Genomic DNA, 19988 nt, shown 5'->3' with positions numbered 1-19988 from the left:
ACGGGCGGAGAGGCACAAGCCCTCCGCCCGAATTTCCACCTAGCAGGCGAGCGACCCATCTCCATGAGCAACGCGCAGGATACGCATACCCAATCCGAGGCCGACGCCGCCTCGGCGCTTGAGCAGGAACTGGCCCGGGCCAACGTGGATGCCGATCCCGTTGCGCTGAACCAGAGGCTGTTTGTCGGGCCCCGCAACATGCTGATTGCGTGCCTTTGTGTTGGCTACGCGGTGTTTCACCTACTGGTGATGAACGTTTACCCGCTGGAAACCTGGGCCTACCGGCTGAGCCATGTGGGCGGCGGTTTGCTTCTTGGGTTTCTTCTGTTCGGCTCGACGCCGTTCATTCATGACCCGAACGAACCCGAAAAGGGTGGCCCGCTGTCTCTGGCGATGCTGGGCCTTGCCGGGGCGGGGATTCTCTATGGCGCGGTTGGCGTTGTGGCGATCTGGATCAATGGGCAGGTTCTGGGAGAGATGCTGCCGCCGCAATGGGCGATGTCGAGCTTCGGGATTCCGCTTTGCCTTGGCACGGTGCTGGCCATCGTTCATGGCTGGGTATTCCCGCACCGCCGCCGTGCCTTGTTTGCGCCGGGGGATGTGCTGCTTGCCGTCTCTGCCGTTGCTTTCACGGCCTATCTGATTTTCTTCGCCCGGCAGCTCCAGCTGCGCGCCGGGATGCCCATGGCGCTGCCGGGGGACATGTGGTCTGCCATCACCGGCTGCTTGCTGATCATCGAATTGACCCGCCGCCTTGCCGGGCTGGCGCTTGTCATCATTGCCGGGGTTTTCGTGGCCTATGCCTTTGCCGGGCCGTGGCTGCCGGGGATCTTCGAGCATCGCGGCTATGACGTGAAGCGGTTCTTCTCTTACATCTTCACCGACAACGGGGTGCTGGGCGCGCCGATTGCGATTTCATCGACCTATATCATCCTCTTCGTGATCTTTGCGGCCTTCCTGCAAACCACGCGGGTGGGCGAATACTTCGTCAACCTCGCCTTCGCGGCCGCCGGGCACCGGCGCGGCGGGCCGGCCAAGGTGGCGATCTTTGCCTCGGGCCTGATGGGCATGATCAACGGCACCTCGGCGGGCAACGTGGTGGCCACCGGCTCGCTGACCATTCCGATGATGAAGAAGGTGGGCTATCGCCCGCAAACTTCTGCCGCGGTTGAGGCCGCTGCCTCCACCGGCGGGCAGATCATGCCGCCGATCATGGGCGCGGGCGCCTTCATCATGGCCGAGATCACCGGCATCTCCTACATGGAGATCGTCTATGCCGCGATCATCCCCGCGGTGATCTACTTCGTCTCGGTCTACTTCATGGTCGACCTTGCCGCGAAGAAGGCAAACATGAAGGGCCTGCCGCGCGACGAGCTGCCCAAGTTTGCGAAGCTGGCCAAGCAGATTTATCTGTTCCTGCCGATCGTGGTGCTGATCTACGCGCTGTTTGCGGGCTACTCCGTGATCCGCTGTGGCACGCTGGCGATGGTGACGGCTGCCGTGGTGTCTTGGCTGACGCCGCACCGCATGGGGCCGCGACAGCTGTTTCAGGCGCTCGACAACGGTGCGCGGATGGTGCTGCAACTGGTGGCGGTCTGCGCCACGGCGGGCATCATTGTGGGCGTCATCGCGCTGACCGGCATTGGCTCGCGCTTTTCGACGGTGCTTCTGGCGCTGGCGGACCAAAGCCAGTTTCTCGCGCTGTTCTTTGCGATGGTGGTGTCGATCATTCTTGGCATGGGGATGCCGACGACGGCGGCCTATGCCGTTGCCGCGTCGGTCATCGCGCCCGGGGTTATCAACCTGGGCGTCGCGCCGCTGACCGCGCATCTGTTCATCTTCTACTTCGCGGTGATGTCGGCCATCACCCCGCCGGTGGCACTGGCCGCCTATGCGGGCTCGGCGCTGGCCGGGTCGGACCCGATCCGCACCTCGGTGGAGAGCTTCAAGATCGGGCTTGCCGCCTTTGTGGTGCCCTACATGTTCTTCTACTCGCCCGCGATGTTGCTGGACGGAAGCTGGTTTGAGATCGCCCATATCGCCGTGACGGCCTTGGTTGGCGTCTACTTGCTGTCTTGCGCTGTGCAGGGGTGGTTCTTTGGCCACGCGAACTTGGCCGTGCGTCTGGCTTTGGGCGCAGGCGGGCTGACGATGATTGCCGGTGGTTGGCTGACGGACGCAATCGGCGTGGGCATCGCGGTGCTGCTGGTTCTCTTCCAGAAGGCACGCGGGACGACCGCCGAGGCGGCTGGCGGGGCTGACTGACGCTGGGGTGAGCCGCCCAAGTGCCAGCCTCGCGCTGCTTGTGCGAGGTGGTGCGCGGATGGGTTGACGGCTTGTGTGGCAGCAGTGGCAGCGGCGCGATGGGTTATTGCGCCGCTTCCGCCCGCGCCTTGCGCCGTGCCCAGGCCTTCCAGGCCGATGAGGCCAGCACGCCGGACCAGAGCAGCAGCACCATGCAGCCCAGCACGGCGGCCACCGGACGGTCGAAGAAGCCCATGAACGCGCCACCGGACTTGATCATCGAGGTCAGGAAGGTGCGCTCCAGCATGCCCCCCAGCACGAGGCCGAGGATGATTGGCGCGACGGGAAAGCCGTTGTCTTCCAGCACCCAGCCGAGCAGCCCGATGGCCAGCATCAGGATGATGCCATAGGGGGAGTTGGTGAGGGCGAAGGAGCCGACGATGCAGAAGGTGAGGATCAGCGGCAGGAGGATGCGGCGGGGCACCGAAAGCAACCCGCGCGCCGCCTTGATGGTGACCCAGCCGAGCGGGACCATCAGGATCACCGCGATCACGAAGATCATGAACACCGCGTAGATCACCTGCGGTGTTTGCAGAAAAACCATCGGCCCGGGGTTGATGCCCTTCATGTAGAGCACGCCGATGACGATGGCGGTGACGCTATCGCCCGGGATGCCGAAGACCAGCGCGGGAATCCACGAGCCGCCCACGGCGGCGTTGTTGGCTGCCGAGGCATCGACCAGCGCTTCGGGGTGGCCCTTGCCGTAGCGCTCCGGGCTGCGCGAGAAGCGTTTGGAGACGGCATAGGAGATCCATGCCGCGATATCCGCGCCAGCCCCCGGCAGGGCGCCGATGAAGGTGCCCAGCGTTGAGCTGCGCAGGATGTTCAGCGGGTAGCGCTTGATGATGCCTCCGACCCCGGCGAAGAGCCGTCCGCCGGTGGAGGGCACTTGGGGCAGGGGGCTTGCGCCCTTCAGCCGGATCGCGCCGCGCAGGATTTCGGCCATGGCGAAGAGGCCGATCATGGCGGGCACAAACTCGATCCCGGCCAGCAGGTCGGTGCTGCCGAAGGTGAAGCGCGGGGTGCCCGAGGCCGGGTCCAGCCCGATGGTGGCGAGGGACAGGCCGATCAGCAGCGACACGCCGGCCTTCAGCGGGTTGTCGGAGGCAATGAAGATGGCGCAGGACAGGCCGAGCGCGGCGAGCCAGAAATACTCGAAGGAGGTGAACTTGAGGGCGAATTCGGCCAGCAGCGGCGCGGCGAGGATCAGCACCGCCACCCCGAACAGCCCGCCGAGGCAGGACACGATGAGGCTGGTGCCGAGCGAGAGGTTCAGCTTGCCCTCCAGAGCGAGGCGGTGGCTGTCTTCCACATAGGCGGCAGAGGCAGGCGTGCCGGGCATGCGCAGCAGGGCGCCGGGGATGTCTCCTGCGAAAATCGCCATGCCGCTTGCGGTGACGATCGCCGCCACCGCCGGGATCGGCTCCATGAAGAAGGTGACCGGCACCAGCAGCGCGGTGGCCATGGTGGCGGTGAGCCCGGGCATGGCGCCCACGAACATGCCAAAGGCCCCGGCGCAGAGCACCACCAGCAAGACCTCCCATGTGAAGGCCAGCGCGGCGGCTTGGGCGAGAACGTCGAAGGACACCATCAGACGATCCCCACCAGAAGACCGCGCGGCAGCGGAACCTCAAGGAAGATGGCGAAGAGCACCCAGCAGAGCGCGGTGCTCGCCGCCGCGATCAGCAGGGCGGGCAGCAGGCGGACGCCGAACCAGAGGAAGATGACGCAGAGGGTGACGAGCGCCACCGGGATGAAGCCGAGCCAGCCGCCGAGCAGGATATGCGCCAGCACCGTGGCGACCATCAGTGCCGCCGAGATCAACCCGTTGCGGCTGCGCAGGGCCTCATCGAAGGCGACCCACGGCGCGCCCACGCGCCCGAGCAGATCTTGCGCCGCGAGGATGCCGCCTGCGATGATGAAGCCTGCCCCAAGCAGGCCCGGCAGCAGAGAGGCACCGTAGGGCTGGCCCGGAAAGGCCGGAAACCCCGCCGCCTGAACCATCATGAAGATACCCAGGCAGGCAAAGAGCCCCCCGAGCAGCGCGTCTCGCATCTGCATCTGTCTCCCCCCTGTTCAACCTGCCGAAAAGGGCGCCGGTAAGGGCGCCCTTCCCGATTATTCATGGCCGTGCGCGCCGGTCGGACGATCAGCCCGACGTGAGGCCCGCCGCGCCAAGCGCCTGCTCCATCACGGTATCGGTATCTGCCATCATGGCGGCATGGGCGGCCGGGTCCAGATACTTGATGCCAAAGCCGCGGCTGTTCATGAACTCGACGAACTCCGGATCTTCGGCAATCTCCGCCAGCGCGCCGGAAATGGCAGAGGCAGCGGCTTCGTCCATGTCCTTCGGGCCGCAGATGCCGCGCCATGTTGACAGGGCAAACGCGCCGCCGGCCTCTTTCAGGGTTGGCACGTCGGGGTGAGAGCCGACACGCTCGTCGGCCATCAGCGCGAGGTTTACCGCGCGGCCTGCATCCACCATGGATTTGGTCTCGGCCAGCGACACGGTGATGAGGTCGACACCTCCGGCGACGAGATCCTGCAGGGCGGGCGCGGCACCTTCGGAGGGCACCCAGGTGACGTGATCGGGTGCCAGACCTTCCGACATCAGCCAGCCGATCAGCGCGAGGTGCCAGATGCCGCCTTGGCCAGTGCCCGACGCCTTGAAGGTGCCCGGCTCGGAGGCTTTGATCGCTTCGGTCAGGCTGGCGATGTCCTGATACTCGCTGTCGGCGGAGACGGTCACGCCGGGGCTGTCGGCGTTCATCAGGCCGAGCGGGGTGTAATCTTCTGCCGTCAGCTCGGTGAGGCCGACGTGGTGCATCATGGTGATTTCCACCGTGACGAGGCCGATGGTGTAGCCGTCCGGATCGGCATTGGCGATGGCGCTATGGCCGACCACGCCAGAGCCGCCGGTGCGGTTGACCACGTTGAAGCTGCCGCCGAGCTTTTTCTCCAGCCGGGCTGCGATCATCCGGCCGGTGGCATCGGTGCCGCCGCCCGCGCCCCATGGCACGACAACGGTGACGGGGCGCTCGGGGTATCCGGCGGCGAAGGCGCTGCCCGGGGCCAGAGCGAGGGCGGCGGCGGCCGTTCCCCCGGCCAGAATGGCGCGGCGGCCTAATTTGATGGGTTTGCTCATGTTGGTGTTCTCCTCCCTTAGATGAATCGTTTCAGGTGACGCTGCTCAGGGGCGTCCCGGCAGTTTCATGTTCCAAAGCCCGCTCGGCGTCGAGCAGGGCCTGTGCCACGGGTGCGACGCGCGCGCGCTCCTCTTCGGAGAGGTCCGAAGAGAGGGCGAGGACCGGGCCGCACTCTGCCAAGCCAGAGAGGCCAATGGCCTCGTGCAGCACGCGGATTTCGTTGATTTCGCTGCGCAGGGCCTCAAGCGGCAGCATGGCCTGCAAGGCGGCCTCGGCGGCCTGCCGATCCCCGGCCTGAAGCGCATGCAGGATGCGCATGGAGATGCGCGGTGCGAGGCAGACGCAGCCTGCGGTAAAGCCCGCAAGCCCGTAGTCCAGCATGTGCGCAAGGGCAGGGGGCTCGCCAAAGCCCGAGATGATCCGCTCGGCGCCGATGGCGCTGATGATCGCGTCAAGATAGGCATCGCGTGCGCCATCGGTGCGTGGCACGGCGTATTTGACGCCAAAGAGCACACCCTCGGCGGCGAGTTGCTCCAGATCGGCGGCGGGCATGTAGCCATCGGTTTTGATATAGGCCATCAGCTGGGTGCCGGTCTCGCCGTGGAACCGGCGCAGGGCCTCGGCGCTGCCGGCATCGGTGCGGGGCGGCACCATCGGCAGGAGCAGTGCCACCGGGTAGCCCCGGCCTGCCAAAATCTCTGCCTGATCCACCAGCTTGCCACCGTCGCAACCGACCGAAGGCATCAGCCAGGTGTCTTCCGCCACCAGCGACTCCAGCGCGTCCAGCCACTCTGCTGTTTTGCTGATTGGCCAGTGCTGGGCCAGCGCGTTGCCGCCGTAGAGCAGCGTATCGACGCCCCCCTGTTCCATGTGTTCGATCAGCGCCTTGTTGGCGGCCATGTCGAACGCGCCATCCGCGCTGCGGGCAAGGGGTGGCACCGCCACAACGGAGCGGGCGAGGTCGGCGGGGGTAACGGATTTGCGCATGTCTGGCCTAGATTGGTCAATATTTGTAATATTGGTAAAAACAGGTTACGCGCTTGGCAAGAGATTTTTTCTGGAGGTTCAAATGCAAGAGCTGAAAATCGTCATCGCGGGTGCAGGCGCGATCAGTGAATTCCACCTCAAGGGCTGGCAGGCGCAGGAGGGTGTGACCCTTGCCGCCATCTGCGACCCGGATGAGGGCAAAGCGCGGGCGCGGGCCGAAGAGTTCGGGATTCCGGCGGTTTACACGGACGTTGCCGAGATGTTGGAGGCCACGCAGCCCGATGCGATCGACATTATCACCCCTGTCGCCAGCCATGCACCGCTGGTGGAGATGGCCGCCGACCGGGGCGTGCATGTGATGTGCCAGAAACCGCTTACGCCCACGGTTGCCGAGGCCGAGGCGCTGATCGAAAAGGTCGGCGAGCGGGTGCGCTTCATGGTGCATGAGAACTACCGATTCCGTCCGCATTTTGCCGAAGTTGCCCAGCGGGTGCAGGCGGGCGAGGTGGGCAGGGTGCGCCATGCCCGGATGACGGTGCGTTCCAGCTCGATGTATGACTACCCCGGGAGGGTGCCCTTTTTGCTGGGGCGTCAGCCCTACATGGGCAGCTTCCGGCGGCTGGTGGTGTTTGAGGTGTTGATCCACCACCTCGATGCGCTGCGCTCGATCTTCGGGGAGATGGTGGTGGAGAGCGCCACGCTTGACCAGATCAATCCCGAGCTTGAGGGGGAGGATGTGGCGCTTGTCACGCTGCGCACGCGGGACGGGGCGCTGGTGGTGATTGATGCCAACATCTCTGCGTTGGGTTACCCGCCCCTGCCCACCGACCGGCTGGAGGTGCTTGGCGAGGCCGACAGCCTTGTGCTTGACCGCGAGGTTCTGCGCCTGATGTCGCGCGAGGAGCCGGTGACGGTGCATGACCTCAAGGCGAACTATCAGGCGTGTTTCACCGGCGCCGTCTCGGCCTTTGTCACCGGCTTGCGCGAGGGCACGCCCTTTCCGACCGACCGGCTCGACAACCTTGAGACCCTGCGCCTGATGGAGGGCATCTATGTGGCGGCAGGTGTTGCCATCTGAGCCCGCGCGTCCTTCAATGGCTCGCACCTTGGAGCAGGAGCGAAGCGAGAGAGTGGCAGACCATCCCCAAGAGCGTGAGCCAACGCTGTCGGATCACATATACGATCAACTGCTCGGTGACATCATCAAGGGCGTCTATGCCACCGGCGCACGGCTGCCCTCGGAGACGGCGATGGCCAAGGCGATGGGCGTTTCGCGCCCGGTGGTGCGGGCGGCGCTGGCGCGGCTGCGGGAGGATGGCATCATCTCCACAAGGCAGGGCTCGGGCAACTACGTGGCCCGCCGCCCCGACAGCTCGGTGCCCTCCATCGTGCCGCTCAACTCCATGTCGGACATCCAGCGGTGCTACGAGTTTCGCTTGGATTTTGAGCCTGCCTGCGCGGCATGGGCCGCGCAGCGGCGCACCGAGGAGCAGATGGCCGCGCTCAGCGAAGCGGTGCAGCATTTTGAGGAATCCTACCTCCAGCACGAGCTGGGCACCGAGGCGGATCTTGAGATTCACAAGGCCGTGGCACGCTGCACCGGCAACCCTTTCCACGTGTCGGTGATGGACATGCTCGCGCGTCAGGTTGCCTTTGGCATGCATCTGTCGCGCAGTCTTACTCTGCACTCCGCGCCGCAGCGAAACAACGTGGTTGAAGCCGAACATCGCGCCATTCTCGATGCGATCGTGGCGGCTGACCCGGAGGCGGCGCGCGATTCCATGCGGGTGCATCTTGAAGGCGCGCGGGACCGGATGTTCATCGGCGAGCAGGGCTGAGGGCCCAACAAGGCACAGGGCGGCGGTGGGGGCTTTGGCCCGCCATGGCTCGCCCGTTCAGGGCTGGTCGGCGAGCCAGGCGCGCACCACCACGGCCTGCCGCTTTGGGCGGGCCGATTGCAGGGTGCCGATGATGAGCCGCCGGTTGAGCCATGCAAAACGGCCCTCAGGGGCGGAGACTTGGATGGTCGACATCGCGTAGCGCTCGGGCGTGCGTGTTTCATCCACGATCACCCGGTTGCGCAGGCTCAGAACGGTGCCGTCCTCGGTGCGCATTTCGTAGATCGCATCCAGCTCTTTCACGCCATCGGGCCTCAGCAACTGCCGGTCTGCGCCGCCCGCCAGCACTTCGCCCTCCAGCCCGTCCATCTGTGGACCCGCGTAAAACCGCCCGCCGAGGATGGGCACCATGAAGCGATGACCGAGGGCGCTCGCCCCAAGGTCGATCCGGTCGGCCACGTCGACGATTGCCGTCCAGACGAGCTGGGTGACGGGGGGCGTTGGGGGGATTTCTGCGAGAACTTCGGAATCAATCATGCTTTCACCTAGCGGGTTTTGGGGCGTGAAAGGAGTGCGAAAGCCTTATCGCTGCCGGGCTTTGCCTATCAGGGGCGGTGATTGGGGGGGCATGTTGGGCCGCAATGTGCGGGGTGATAGAATTCGCTTATCGCTACCCTGCACAATTTATTTTAAACCTATCGCTTTGCTGGCATAGCCTGCTGCCAAGCGGCCAGTCCGCTGTCTAGGGAGGACAACATTGATGCTTAACACGTTCCGCAACCTGATCACGGCGGGCGGCACCGCTGCCGCACTGGCAGCCCTTGCCACCACCGCCCAAGCTGCTGACGAGCTGATCATCTCGTCGGCCACGCCGCCGCAGCACATTCAGACCACCACCATGACCGATTTCGCCGCCGCCCTCACCGAGCGCTCCGGCGGCGCTCTGAAGGCGAAGGTTTTCGACTCCAGCCAGCTCTACAACGCGCGCGACGTAGGCAAGGCCGTTGCTCGCGGCGATGTGGGCATGGCCACCGTGCCCTCGCCCTACCTCAGCCGGGTTGAGGCCAACATCAACGTGCTCGATCTGCCAGTGCTGAAGGGCATGTCGGCCGAGGATCGTTCGGCCATGCTCGACGGCGAGGTCGGGGCCAAGCTCAACGGGATGCTGGCCGAGAAGATGGGCATCGTGGTGCCGGGCAACTGGCCGGTGCTGGGCCGGGTTTACTACTGGTCCACCAGCAAGCCGCTGCGCAACTTCGACGAGTTCGTTGGCCTGCAGGTGCGTATCCCCGGCGGGGCTGGCCCGGCGGCTGTTGTTGAGGGCATGGGCGGCATTCCCGTGGTGATGCCCGGTTCCGATATGCCGCTGGCGCTGCAGCAGGGCACGGTGGATGCCACCATGGCCGCCATCGAGTCGGTCGTGCAGCAAAAGCTGACGGATGTGGGCGTGCAATATGGCTTCTGGGACCAGGGGATCATCGGCTACCTCATCCCCATCGTCAGCCAGGATTACTGGAGCAGCCTCACCGAAGAGGAGCAGGCGCTTTTCACCGAGGTCTGGAACGATGTTGTCACCGAGCAGCGGGTCGCCAACGAGGCGGTCGACTCCGAGATGCGGGCAACGCTCAAGGAGTGGGGCGTGACCATCTCCGATGCCGACCCGGAAGCCGCGCTTGCCGTCCGCGAAAAGATGATGGGCCAGCAGCAGGCCGTGATCGACAAGTACGAGCTTGACCCCACGCTGGTTGAGCTGGTGACCGAGGCCGCCTCCAAGTGAGCCGCGCCATCGCATTTCTCGACCGCCTGATCGGCTGGATCGCGGCGGGCGCGCTGGGCATTACCTTTGTCCTGCTCGTCTACAACGTCGCCGCGCGATACCTCATCAGCTTTGGCTGGGTATCGCCCTCGGTTCAGCTGAACTGGGTGTTCGAGATTTGTGTCTTTCTGCTGGTCTGGGCGGTCCTCCTTGGGGTCGCCCGGATCGAAAAACGCGCGCAGCACATCCGGGTGGATTTTCTCTACAACAGCTTCGGCCCGAAGGGGCAGATGGCCACCGAGGTTTTTGCCCTCGTCTTCGCGATGGGCGTGGCCGGGTTCTTCATCTACTCCGGGCACCTCGTGGTGCAGGATGCCCTGTTTTGGGACGAACGCAGCGAGACCACCCTGCGCACGCCCTTCTGGATTCTTTATGCCGCGCTGCCGGTGGCCTTTGTGGTGCACCTGCTCTTCATCATCGAGCGGTTCCGCCTGTTGGTGACAACTGGCGAGAGCGCCAAGCAAGCTCAATTCGACTGAGGCAACTGACATGACCACTCTCATCGTCCTCGCCCTCGTGGCCGTGCTGATCCTGCTTGCCATGGGCACGCCGATCTACCTCGTGCTGATGGGCGTGGCCTCGATCCTGCTGGTGGCCGAAGGGCGCACCATTGCAGGGCTGGGCCAGCATGTGCTTGATCACCTGCAATCCCCGATCCTGATCTCGGTGCCCTTCTTCATCCTCTCTGCCGTGCTGATGCAGGGCGGCGGGCTGGCGCGAATATTGTTCGACGCGGCCCTGTCATGGATCGGCTGGATCCGGGGCGGGCTGGCGATTTCGGGCGTGGCCGCGACGGCGGTGTTTGCCGCCATCACCGGCTCTTCTGCCGCCACTACGATGGCGATGGGTACGCTGCTGGTGCCGCTGATGGAGGAGAAGGGCTACAAGACCTCCTTCGCCATGGGCCTCACCGCCGCCGCCGGGACGCTGGGCATCCTGATCCCGCCGTCGCTGCCGATGATCCTTTTCGGCCTCATCGCTGAAGAGTCCATTCCGCGCCTGTTTCTCGGAGGGGTGATCCCGGGGCTGTTGCAGGCGGGGCTGTTCTGCCTGTTCATCTTCACCGTGGCCAACAAGGTGGGCGGCAAGGCCGAGCCCTTCGTTGGGCCGCGGCGGCTTGTCCGCGCCAACGTGCATGCCTTCCCGGCCTACCTGATCCCCATCGTCGTTTTGGGCGGTATTTATGGCGGCTTTGTTACGCTGACGGAGGCCGCTGTGCTGGGGGTGCTTTGCGCGCTGGTGGCGGTGCTCTGCATCTACCGCACGGCCCGCCTGCGCGACATTCCGGCCATGCTGACCTCGGCGATCGACCGGACCTCGGTGATCATCCTCATCATCATGGGGGCCACGCTCGTTAGCGCGTGGATCATCAAATCTGGCGTGCCGCAGAGCTTTGCTGCCTCCATCTTGGAGAGCGACCTGAAGCCCTGGCAGTTTTTGCTCATCATGAACGCCTGCCTGCTGATCCTCGGCATGTTCCTTGAGGGGGTGGCGATCATTCTGATCGTGCTGCCGGTGGTCTTTGTGGTGGTGCGCCAGCTCGGCATCGACATGACGCACTTCGCCGTGGTCATGGTCATCAACATCGAGCTGGCCTTGCTGTCGCCGCCCATCGGGCTGAACCTTTTCGTCATGTCTAACGTGACCGGAAGGCCGGTGAGCGAGGTGTTGCGCGGCACCATCCCGTTTTTCCTGATCATGCTCGGCCTGTTGATGCTGGTCACCTTCGTTCCGGCCGTATCGACATGGCTGCCCAACCTCGTGCTCGGGGGATGACATGCACAGTGCTCTGAAAGCAGATGCGGCCCTTCCGGCCCCGAAAACCGGCCACAGCTTTGTGCGCGATCTGCCCTATGGCGCGGGCGAGCGGAACAAGCTTGATCTCTACATCCCCGCAGGCGTCAGCAATCCGCCGCTGGTGCTCTTCATCCACGGCGGCTCGTGGTTTCGTGGCGACAAGGTGGATGTGCTGAAATACGAGCGGCTCGACCGGCTGTTGGCGCTTGGTTTTGCCGTGGCCTCGATGAATTACACCTACTCGCAGCAGGCGATCTGGCCGGCGCAACTGGTGGACCTTGAAACCGCTGTCGGCTTTCTTGCGTCGCGGGCCGGGGACTACGGGTATGACACCGCGCGCTTTACCGTTTGGGGGCAATCCTCGGGGGCGCATATGGCGCTTTGGGCCGGGGTGATCTCTGCCCGGGGCACGATCCCCGAGGTCAGGGCGCTCGTCGGGTGGTTTCCGCCTGCCAATCTCTACCAGCTCTGGCATGACCGCGAGGCCGATGAGGTGCCGCGTGGCAACGAAAACGCCGAGCTGCCCACGCCGGAGAGCCGGTTGCTGGGCTGCGATGCGCAGGCCAACCGCGCGGCGGCTGAGGCCGCCAGCCCCGATGTTGCCGCCGCTGCGCTGGAGGTGGGGCAGGTGTTTCCGCCCACGCTGCTGGTTCATGGCACCGCCGACCCGGCTGTTTCTCCGCTGCAAAGCGCCCGGGTGCGGGACGTGCTGGCCGGGCGTGGCACCGAGGTAGACCTCATCGAGGTGCCGGGCGGGCGGCATGGCGGCGAGGGCTTTGACGATACGGTGGAGCCTTGTCTGAAGTTCCTCGTGGCACAGGCGCGGGCCTGACCGCACCGGCGCAAGGGGCAGCCACTGTCGACAGGGCGCCCTTGATCGCAATATTATCGCGCCACCACGCACGATAAGGATGCCTTATATGCCGCCCAGTGCGAGCACGCTGCTCAACCGGTTTGTTGCCAAGGCCAAGTTCCGGCACCTGCAAGTTCTCATCGCGCTCTGCGAGGTGGGCAGCATGCGCCGGGCGGCGGGGGCGGTGAACATGACCCAGCCCGCCATTTCGCAGCTGATCCGCGAGTTGGAGACCCTGCTGGAAACCGAGCTGTTCTTCCGCCACGCCAAGGGGGTTGAGCCGACCGAGGCAACCAAGGAATTGCTGCCCGTGGCTCGCAGGGTGCTTGCGGCGCTGGAGGACGGCTCGGAGGGGCTGGCCAACCGCCTGCAACAGCAGGGCGGGGTGGTGCGGGTTTCTGCCAGCCCCGCAGCGCTTGGCGGCATCATTCAGGGCAGGCTCGACAGCTTTGCCACGCAGCACCCGAGCATCCAGCTGCATCTCTGGCAGACCGCCGACACGGACCCGCTGGGCGGCGTTGCCGACAATGCAATCGACGTGATCTGCACGCGGGAGCCTGCCGTTATCCCCGAGGGCTGGGCCTTTGAGCGCTGCGTCGAAGACAGGTTGATTGCCGTTTGCGGGTCCACCCATCCGCTGGCTGCGCGGGTGGAGATCAGCAGCGAGGAGCTTGGTGCCAGCAAATGGCTGCTCAACCGCGTTGGCTCGGTGGCGCGCGACAGGTTTGAGGATGTCGCCCAAGAGAACGACTGGCCGCAAGCGGCGCGCTGTCAGGTCATCATGCATATCCCCGAACTGACCAAGGACATGCTGACCAGCGGAAAATACCTCGCCGTGCTGCCCCGCAGCGTGGCCGCGCCCTGGATTGCCTCGGGGGAGATCAGGGAGTTGCCCACCGAAATCGACACCCCGCTGCGCCCACTCGGCCTGCTCTGGGCGGCCTCCCGCGCGGGGCCGGCAACAGAGGCCTTTGTTACGCATATGAGGGGCTTTGGGGGCTTGAGGTAGGGGCCGGCGTTACGCGCGGCCCCTTGTTGGGCGATTTGGCCGGGCGCAGGGAAGAAACGCGTTCTCCGTCTGCACCCGGCCTTGCCACAGCACGAAGCCCTGTGGCGTGTTCGGTCGGCCCGCTTGATCAGGCGGTCAGGCGCTCGCGGTGGGATCGCTCGCCGGATCCTTTGGTGCTGGACACCAGCTCCAGATCGAACCGGATTTTGGCAACACCATCTTCGCGGGTGATTTCCGGTGCGAGGCCATCGCGCGTGCCGAATGCAAAGTCATCATTCACAAGCGGGTCGTCGGCGATGTTGATCTGCGTTGTCAGGTGGCGATAGCCCTCTGCATCCGCGAAGAAATGCACATGCGCCGGACGGGCCGCGTGACGCCCGAGCAGGGTCATCAGCGTATCGGTGGAGCCACCCGGAGGGCAGGCATAGCCGGAGGGCATGATGGTGGTGATCTCAAACCGCCCGTCATCGCCCACGCGGATTTTACGGCGATTGTTGAAGGGGGCGTTCTGCTCTGTCGGGTCGAAGTGAGAGTAGAAGCCGCGCGTATCGGCGTGCCACACGTCGACAACCGCGCCGGGCAGGGGATCCCCGGCTTCGTTCTTGACGACACCGGTGATGATCAGACGCTCGCCTTCATCTTCGTTGTCGCTCATTGTGGCGGAGCCCTCGCTCAGGGGGGCGCCTTCAACGTAGAGCGGGCCTTCGATGGTGCGCGGTGTGCCGCCACCCATGCCGGCCTCTTCATCGCGAGCGTCCAGCACGAGATCCATGAAATGCTCAATGCCGACACCCGGCATCATGAGGCCGTATTCCTCGGCGCCCTTGCCCAGAAACGAGACCGCTCCCCAGACTTCGTCTTCGGTCAGGTCGTGGCGCTCGATAATGTGAAAGACCTGCTCCAGAAGATCGCGCACAACGGCCTTCAGGCGCGTGTCGCCTTCCTTCTGATCTAGGCCGCTGGCCCGATCCAAAAGATCCTGGATCGGTTTGCTAGGTGTGATGTTGGTCATGGCTCTGCCTCCCTTGAGTTCGATTTGACTGACGCGCGGCAAATCAAAGACATGTTTGCCAGATGTTCCGTTAGTGCCATGTGCTGCCGGTGCTTCGCTATGCCGGTGCTGGTATCAGGCAATACTCTCGCCAACTGGGGGCTGACCTTTGTAATTGGGCCTCTGGTGCCTTGGCCTTCTTGGGCGCAGCCCGGGCCAACCGCTCAGAGCTTTTTCAGATTGGAATGCAGGTGAGAGAGCTTCTGGTTGAGGGCGTCGATGTCCTTCGCCGACTGATCCGCGAACACCATGTTGAAGATCATCTGCGCCTCCTTGAAGGCTTCCTCTCGCAGCTTCTCGCCCTTTTCCGAGAGGCTCACTTCGGTGACGCGGCGATCTGTTGGCCTGACGCGCGTTGTGACGAGCCCGTCTTTGACCATGCGCTGCACCACCTTTGTTGTGGTGTTGAGCTTTTGCGCGGAGTGTTCCGAGATTTCGGAGACAGAAAGGTGGCCGTCATCGTAGATGCTCATCAAGGCGCGCCAGCGTGCGATGTCGATGCCGAGGTGCTTGAGGCGTCTTTCCAGCGCGTTTTCATAGGCTGCATTGATCTGGCTGACCCAGAAAAACGGCCATCGTTTCTTGAACTCGGGTTCATCGTTTATTCGTGATTTCACGTTGGGCCTCCTGCTCGGATCGCGATGGTATCTAACGGGCGTGTCGCGATATGTAACGTGAATATTGACGTGAATATTGGCGGGACATTCCGGTGCTGCGCTCTCCTCCGGCGCCCCCGCCGCGCATTGCGGATGCTTGCGGGGGCGCCGGTTGAGCTGCGGTCGGTCTACATCAGGTTTGGAATGAGCAGGACAAGGCCGGGGAAGGCCAAGACGATGATCAGGCGCAGAATGTCCACGAAGAGGAATGGAAACAGGCCTTTGAAGATCGTGCTCAGCTTGACGTCCTTGACCACGGATTTCAGGACAAATGCGTTCAGCCCAACCGGCGGGGTGATGTAGCTCAATTCGGTGACGATGACGACGTAGATGCCGAACCAGATCAGGTCATAGCCGAGGCCCGCGACGATTGGATAGAAGATCGGCACCGTCAGGGTGATCATCGACAGGCCTTCAAGCACGCAGCCGAGCGCGATGTAGATCAGCGTGATGACCATCAGCGCGGTCAGCGGATTGCCGATGCCTGAAACCAGCGTTTGTATCTCGCGGCTCATGCCCGAGAGGTTGACGTAATTGGCAAAGACCAGCGCGCCGAACAGGATCAGGAACATGCTGGCTGTGGTTTTTGCCGTGTCATAGAGCGTGATCAGCAAGTCCCGCCCGTTCAGCCGCCCTTGCAGCAACACCAGCAAAAACGCCCCGGCCGCCCCCATACCCGCGCTTTCGGTTGGGGTGAAAATTCCAAGGTAGATGCCGCCCATCACGAAGACGAAGAGCCCCATAGCCCCCAACACGCCTTTGAGCGCGGCAAGCCGCTGTGCCAGAGGAAGCTTTGGCTGGGTTTCCAGCTCCATGTTTCCAAGGCTGACCGAGAGCCGCACGGCGACCGTGTAGAGGATCACACCGAGGATTCCCGGGATCACGCCTGCGAGGAACAGCTTGCCGATGTCCTGCTGTGTCATGATGCCGTAGAAGACGAGGATCACCGAAGGCGGGATCAGGATACCCAGCGTGCCGCCCGCCGCGATTGCGCCGGTGGAGAGCCCGTCGGGGTAGTTATACTTCCGCATCGAGGGCATGGCGATTTTGGTCATGGTAGATGCGGTTGCCAGCGACGATCCGCAGACCGAGGAAAACCCGCCACAGGCGACCACCGTGGCCATGGCCAGGCCGCCCTTGCGATGGCGCAGCCAGGCGTTGGCCGCGGTGTAGAGATCCGTCGCGATGCCCGATTGTACCACGAAATTGCCCATCATCAGGAACAGCGGCAGGATGGAGAGATTGTAGTGCCGCGCGTTGTCAAAATAGGTCTGGCCGAGCAGGGACAACGAGGGTTCAAAGCCGATGATGGCAGCGGTGCCCACTGTGCCGACGAGTGTGAGGGCCAGGCCGATCGGCACGCCCAGCAGCAGCATTGCAAAGAGAATGCCCAGTCCGATTTGCCATTCAGCCATGCCGATTTCTCCAGTGACTGGCAGCGAGCGCCACGGTCACGATTGCTGCGAGGAGGCAAAGCACAGCGGCGCCGTAGGCCACCGGTGCAAGCGGGAGTTTGAGGGTTGGTGTTGTGCCCGCGTAGCCAGCGATCTGGTTGCCGACGATCCAGATGCGCCATGCGACAATGGCCAGCACGCAGGCCGAAACGATGGAAACCGCAATCTCCATCACGCTGGCGCGCGTGCCCGAGAAGCGAGAGGTCACCACGTCGACTGCGATATGGTCTTTGTCGATGCTGGCTGCAGGCAGGCCGATGAAAACAAAGGTTGCCAGCAGCAACTCCGTGACCTCTGCCGCGCCCGGCACCGGGGCGTTCATGATGTACCTGCCCAGAACATCCGCGACCGTCAGACACATCATGGCCAAGAGACAGACTGCACAAATGCAGGCGATGGCGAAGCGCAACCGGTGGGCCAGGCCACCGGTTGCGCCGTTCTGGGCAAACAGGCTCATTGCGCGCTCAGCTTCTCGATTTCGGCCTGCAGCATGTCGTAGGCTGCCTGACCGTCGACGCCGGTTTCGTTGACGAGGGCAATGGTGGCCTCGACCACGGGCTGAACGCGGTCTTTCAGCGCGGCGATGTCTTCGGGGGAGGCTTGGTAGGTGGTCAGGGACTCGCTCAGGGTTTCATTGGCTGCGGCATCTGCCTTGTTCCACATCTCGCCCGCACGCGCGGCAAGCGCCTCGCCCAGAAGCGGCTCGATCAGGGCGCGGTCTTCCTCGGGGATCTGGTTCCACTTGTTTTCGTTCATCACGATCATGAAGGCCGTGTTGTAGATCCCGCCTTCGGCAAGGAAGGCCGTGGACAGAAGATCGTTGAGGCGAAAGAAGTTGATGGATTCCGAGGGGAACATGATGCCATCGGCGACTTTCTGGCTCAGCAGCTCGTACGCCTTGGAAGACGGGCCTTCGACCGGGACGGCGCCAAAGGATTGCGCCAGATCATGCGCGACAACCGAGCCGGTGCGCAGCTTCTGACCGCTGAGGTCGTCGAGGCTCGAAATCTCCTTGGTCGAGAACACATGCCCCGGGCCGTGGGTGTGAACGGCCATTACCTTCACGCCCTGATACTCTCCGGCCTCGGCCAGCATCGCATCATGAACACGCTGAAACGCAACCGAGGTGACAACGGCGTCATCGCCCAGAAACGGCATTTCCGCGATGGCCGAGGTTTTGAACCGACCGGGGCTGTAGCCCTGAACGGTGTAGCCGATATCGGCAACGCCGTTCTTGACCAGATCAAAGGTGGCGGGGGGCGGGCCGAGCGGGGCGGGCAGCACGTTGACCGTGACGCGGCCTTCGGTGACCTCTTCGATGTCAGCGACCAGAGGCTCGATCAGATCGGCAATGTAGGGGTGCGACGGCGGCAACCAGCTGTTGAGCGTCAGAACTGTTTCCGAGAACCCGGCGCTTGCCGAAAGAACGGTGCTCGCGACAGCGCCCAACAGTGCGTTTGAAATGGTCTTCATGGTAGTCTCCCTGAGAGCTAGCAGCCATGCCCGGGTTGGACCGGCTGGGGTTGGTTTGTTTTTGGCTTTTGGGATTGGAAACCGGGAAGATGCGGCGGGGCATCGCGCGATGCGCCGCTAGGCCACCGGTGTTTCGGCACCTCCTGTTTCCAGCTTGTGATAATCGCGACTGAAGTAGACCAGGCCGCGATCAAGGTTCTGCGCGAGGTGCACGTCCTTGATTTCGCAGAACATGACGGAATGCGTGCTTTGTTCGAGCACCGTTCCGATCCGGCAGTCGAAGGCGACATTGGCGTCTTTCAAAACCGGGGAGCCGGTGGAAAGTGTCTTCCAGTCGCCATGCGCAAACCGGTCGACGCCTTCGACGTAGCGGGCAAAGACACCGGCCAGATCCTGATGATAAGCCGTCAGCACGTTGACGCAGAGCACGCCGTTGCGCAGCAGCTTGTCGTGCACGAAGGAGTTGCGGTTGACGCAGACAAGAAGCGTGGGCGGGGCATCCGTGACCGAGCAGACAGCCGAGGCCACCAGCCCGTGCTTGCCCATCGCACCATCGGTGGTGATCAGGTTCACGGCGGCGCCCATGCGGCTCATGCCTTCGCGGAATTCCAGCTGGATCTTGGAAAGTTCCATGTCTCCTCCTCAGATATCCAGAACCAGCTTGCCCTTGCCGCGTGAGCAGCAGGCACACATCTGGTCCATGTCTTCGCGTTCTTCCTCGGTCAGAAACTGGTCGCGGTGGTCGATCTCACCTTCGAGAACGTCGGTGATGCAGGTGCCGCAAACGCCTTCCTCGCATTTCACCTCGATCTTGATGCCATGCTTGGCGAGCGCCTTTGCGATGGTGTCTTCGGGGCCGATCTCAAGCGTCACACCGCTTTGCGCGCATTCGACTTCGAAGCTGTCGCCTGAGGCATCGACATCGGCCGAGAAATACTCGCGGTGGACGTTCGCAGGGGCATGTCCGGCATTTTCGGCCGTGCAGATCACCCAATCCATGAAGCCCTGCGGACCGCAGACATAAAGATGTGTGTCCGGGTCAGCCGCAGGCAGGTCGCGGTAGAGATCCAGCCGTTGCGCCTCGTCCTTGTTGTCATGGTGAAAGACAACCCGGTCAGCGTAGGGCGCGTTCTCCAGCTTGTCCTTGAAGGCGGTCACATCCTCGGAGCGGGTGCAGTAGTGGAAGACGAAATCCTTGCCGATGGCGTGGAGACGGTCTGCCATCGCGATCATCGGGGTCACGCCAATGCCGCCGCCCAGCAAGACGGTCTGCTTGGCCGTCTCGTCCAGCGGGAAGTGGTTGCGCGGTCCTTCGATCTGGAGACGCGCCCCTTCCACCGCCGCTTTGTGCAGCGCCTCGGAGCCGCCGCGTGAGTTGGGGTCTTTCAGCACGCCGATTTCAAGATGGTCGCTGCGCGCCGGGTCGGAACACAGGGAATATTGCCGCCACAGGTCCACCTCGGGCAGGTAGACATCCAGATGCGCCCCGGCCTCGAAGGTGGGAATTGGGCCGCCGTCCTCGGGGACCAGCCGGATACGGGCGATGTTGCCACGGTCATCTGTGCGGCCAATGACCTTGTAGAATTGCGAGTCTGTCATGGTTT

Annotated in this window: 20 protein-coding genes; 8 read left to right on the top strand and 12 right to left on the bottom strand. The window is 63.8% G+C overall.

What is annotated here, in order from left to right; all coding sequences use genetic code 11:
• The first annotated feature begins 63 nt into the window (after window positions 1-63).
• On the top strand, window positions 64-2265 hold the full coding sequence (locus FHY55_RS16010; RefSeq protein WP_140015138.1) for a TRAP transporter permease: 2202 nt from the start codon (window positions 64-66) through the stop codon (window positions 2263-2265).
• Between the two features lie 103 nt (window positions 2266-2368).
• Here FHY55_RS16010 and FHY55_RS16005 read toward each other — a convergent pair whose 3' ends face one another.
• The 4 genes from FHY55_RS16005 to FHY55_RS15990 form a co-directional block, all read right to left on the bottom strand.
• Complete coding sequence (locus tag FHY55_RS16005) at window positions 2369-3895, bottom strand: tripartite tricarboxylate transporter permease (protein WP_140015137.1); 1527 nt, start codon at window positions 3893-3895, stop codon at window positions 2369-2371.
• The gene (locus FHY55_RS16000) at window positions 3895-4365 is read right to left on the bottom strand and encodes a tripartite tricarboxylate transporter TctB family protein (protein ID WP_140015136.1); all 471 of its coding nucleotides are present in this window, start codon (window positions 4363-4365) and stop codon (window positions 3895-3897) included. The genes FHY55_RS16005 and FHY55_RS16000 overlap by 1 nt, the downstream gene beginning before the upstream one ends.
• Before the next feature lie 88 nt (window positions 4366-4453).
• Entirely contained in the window at window positions 4454-5449 is a 996-nt protein-coding gene (locus FHY55_RS15995) for a tripartite tricarboxylate transporter substrate binding protein (RefSeq protein ID WP_140015135.1), read from the bottom strand.
• A gap of 31 nt (window positions 5450-5480) precedes the next feature.
• Window positions 5481-6437 (bottom strand): dihydrodipicolinate synthase family protein, encoded by a 957-nt coding sequence (locus tag FHY55_RS15990; RefSeq protein ID WP_168223032.1) that lies wholly within the window; start codon window positions 6435-6437, stop codon window positions 5481-5483.
• A gap of 82 nt (window positions 6438-6519) precedes the next feature.
• Between FHY55_RS15990 and FHY55_RS15985 the strand changes: the two genes are divergently transcribed.
• Together FHY55_RS15985 and FHY55_RS15980 are read left to right on the top strand one after the other, a co-directional pair.
• The gene (locus FHY55_RS15985; RefSeq protein WP_168223031.1) at window positions 6520-7515 is read left to right on the top strand and encodes a Gfo/Idh/MocA family protein; all 996 of its coding nucleotides are present in this window, start codon (window positions 6520-6522) and stop codon (window positions 7513-7515) included.
• Window positions 7516-7567: 52 nt separating this feature from the next.
• Entirely contained in the window at window positions 7568-8275 is a 708-nt protein-coding gene (locus FHY55_RS15980) for a FadR/GntR family transcriptional regulator (protein ID WP_254695348.1), read from the top strand.
• 57 nt (window positions 8276-8332) lie between these two features.
• Here the strand turns inward: FHY55_RS15980 and FHY55_RS15975 are convergent, their stop codons facing one another.
• Window positions 8333-8812 carry a DUF3237 domain-containing protein gene (locus FHY55_RS15975; protein ID WP_140015131.1) on the bottom strand — a complete coding sequence of 160 codons (480 nt, stop codon included), beginning with the start codon at window positions 8810-8812 and terminating at the stop codon, window positions 8333-8335.
• 223 nt (window positions 8813-9035) lie between these two features.
• Here FHY55_RS15975 and dctP point away from each other — a divergent pair, with 223 nt between their 5' ends.
• The 5 genes from dctP to FHY55_RS15950 all read left to right on the top strand — a co-directional run bounded on the left by dctP (window position 9036) and on the right by FHY55_RS15950 (window position 13750).
• The gene (gene dctP, locus FHY55_RS15970) at window positions 9036-10052 is read left to right on the top strand and encodes a TRAP transporter substrate-binding protein DctP (RefSeq protein WP_140015130.1); all 1017 of its coding nucleotides are present in this window, start codon (window positions 9036-9038) and stop codon (window positions 10050-10052) included.
• Window positions 10049-10570 carry a TRAP transporter small permease gene (locus tag FHY55_RS15965; RefSeq protein WP_140015129.1) on the top strand — a complete coding sequence of 174 codons (522 nt, stop codon included), beginning with the start codon at window positions 10049-10051 and terminating at the stop codon, window positions 10568-10570. Before dctP ends, FHY55_RS15965 begins: the two co-directional genes overlap by 4 nt.
• A 10-nt stretch (window positions 10571-10580) precedes the next feature.
• Complete coding sequence (locus FHY55_RS15960) at window positions 10581-11867, top strand: TRAP transporter large permease (RefSeq protein WP_140015128.1); 1287 nt, start codon at window positions 10581-10583, stop codon at window positions 11865-11867.
• 1 nt (window position 11868) lies between these two features.
• Window positions 11869-12720 carry an alpha/beta hydrolase gene (locus FHY55_RS15955; protein ID WP_140015127.1) on the top strand — a complete coding sequence of 284 codons (852 nt, stop codon included), beginning with the start codon at window positions 11869-11871 and terminating at the stop codon, window positions 12718-12720.
• Between the two features lie 88 nt (window positions 12721-12808).
• Window positions 12809-13750: a LysR family transcriptional regulator gene (locus FHY55_RS15950; RefSeq protein WP_168223030.1), complete on the top strand. Its 942-nt coding sequence runs from the start codon at window positions 12809-12811 to the stop codon at window positions 13748-13750.
• Between the two features lie 127 nt (window positions 13751-13877).
• On the opposite strand, the gene FHY55_RS15945 is transcribed toward FHY55_RS15950, so the two are convergent.
• The 7 genes from FHY55_RS15945 to FHY55_RS15915 all read right to left on the bottom strand — a co-directional run bounded on the left by FHY55_RS15945 (window position 13878) and on the right by FHY55_RS15915 (window position 19983).
• Window positions 13878-14762, bottom strand: a complete 885-nt coding sequence (locus tag FHY55_RS15945; RefSeq protein ID WP_140015125.1) for a dioxygenase — start codon at window positions 14760-14762, stop codon at window positions 13878-13880.
• 203 nt (window positions 14763-14965) lie between these two features.
• Complete coding sequence (locus FHY55_RS15940) at window positions 14966-15418, bottom strand: MarR family winged helix-turn-helix transcriptional regulator (RefSeq protein ID WP_140015124.1); 453 nt, start codon at window positions 15416-15418, stop codon at window positions 14966-14968.
• Window positions 15419-15585: 167 nt separating this feature from the next.
• A complete protein-coding gene (locus tag FHY55_RS15935) occupies window positions 15586-16872 on the bottom strand; it encodes a TRAP transporter large permease (protein ID WP_140015123.1) in 1287 nt (428 codons plus the stop codon).
• The gene (locus FHY55_RS15930) at window positions 16865-17368 is read right to left on the bottom strand and encodes a TRAP transporter small permease (RefSeq protein WP_140015122.1); all 504 of its coding nucleotides are present in this window, start codon (window positions 17366-17368) and stop codon (window positions 16865-16867) included. Before FHY55_RS15930 ends, FHY55_RS15935 begins: the two co-directional genes overlap by 8 nt.
• Complete coding sequence (locus FHY55_RS15925; RefSeq protein ID WP_140015121.1) at window positions 17365-18384, bottom strand: TRAP transporter substrate-binding protein; 1020 nt, start codon at window positions 18382-18384, stop codon at window positions 17365-17367. Before FHY55_RS15925 ends, FHY55_RS15930 begins: the two co-directional genes overlap by 4 nt.
• Before the next feature lie 117 nt (window positions 18385-18501).
• A complete protein-coding gene (locus tag FHY55_RS15920; RefSeq protein WP_140015120.1) occupies window positions 18502-19017 on the bottom strand; it encodes a flavin reductase in 516 nt (171 codons plus the stop codon).
• Between the two features lie 9 nt (window positions 19018-19026).
• A complete protein-coding gene (locus FHY55_RS15915; RefSeq protein WP_140015119.1) occupies window positions 19027-19983 on the bottom strand; it encodes a PDR/VanB family oxidoreductase in 957 nt (318 codons plus the stop codon).
• Window positions 19984-19988: the final 5 nt, after the last annotated feature.

The sequence above is a fragment of the Oceanicola sp. D3 genome, from assembly GCF_006351965.1.
Lineage (GTDB): Bacteria > Pseudomonadota > Alphaproteobacteria > Rhodobacterales > Rhodobacteraceae > Vannielia.
This window is presented reverse-complemented; position numbering and strand designations above follow the sequence as displayed.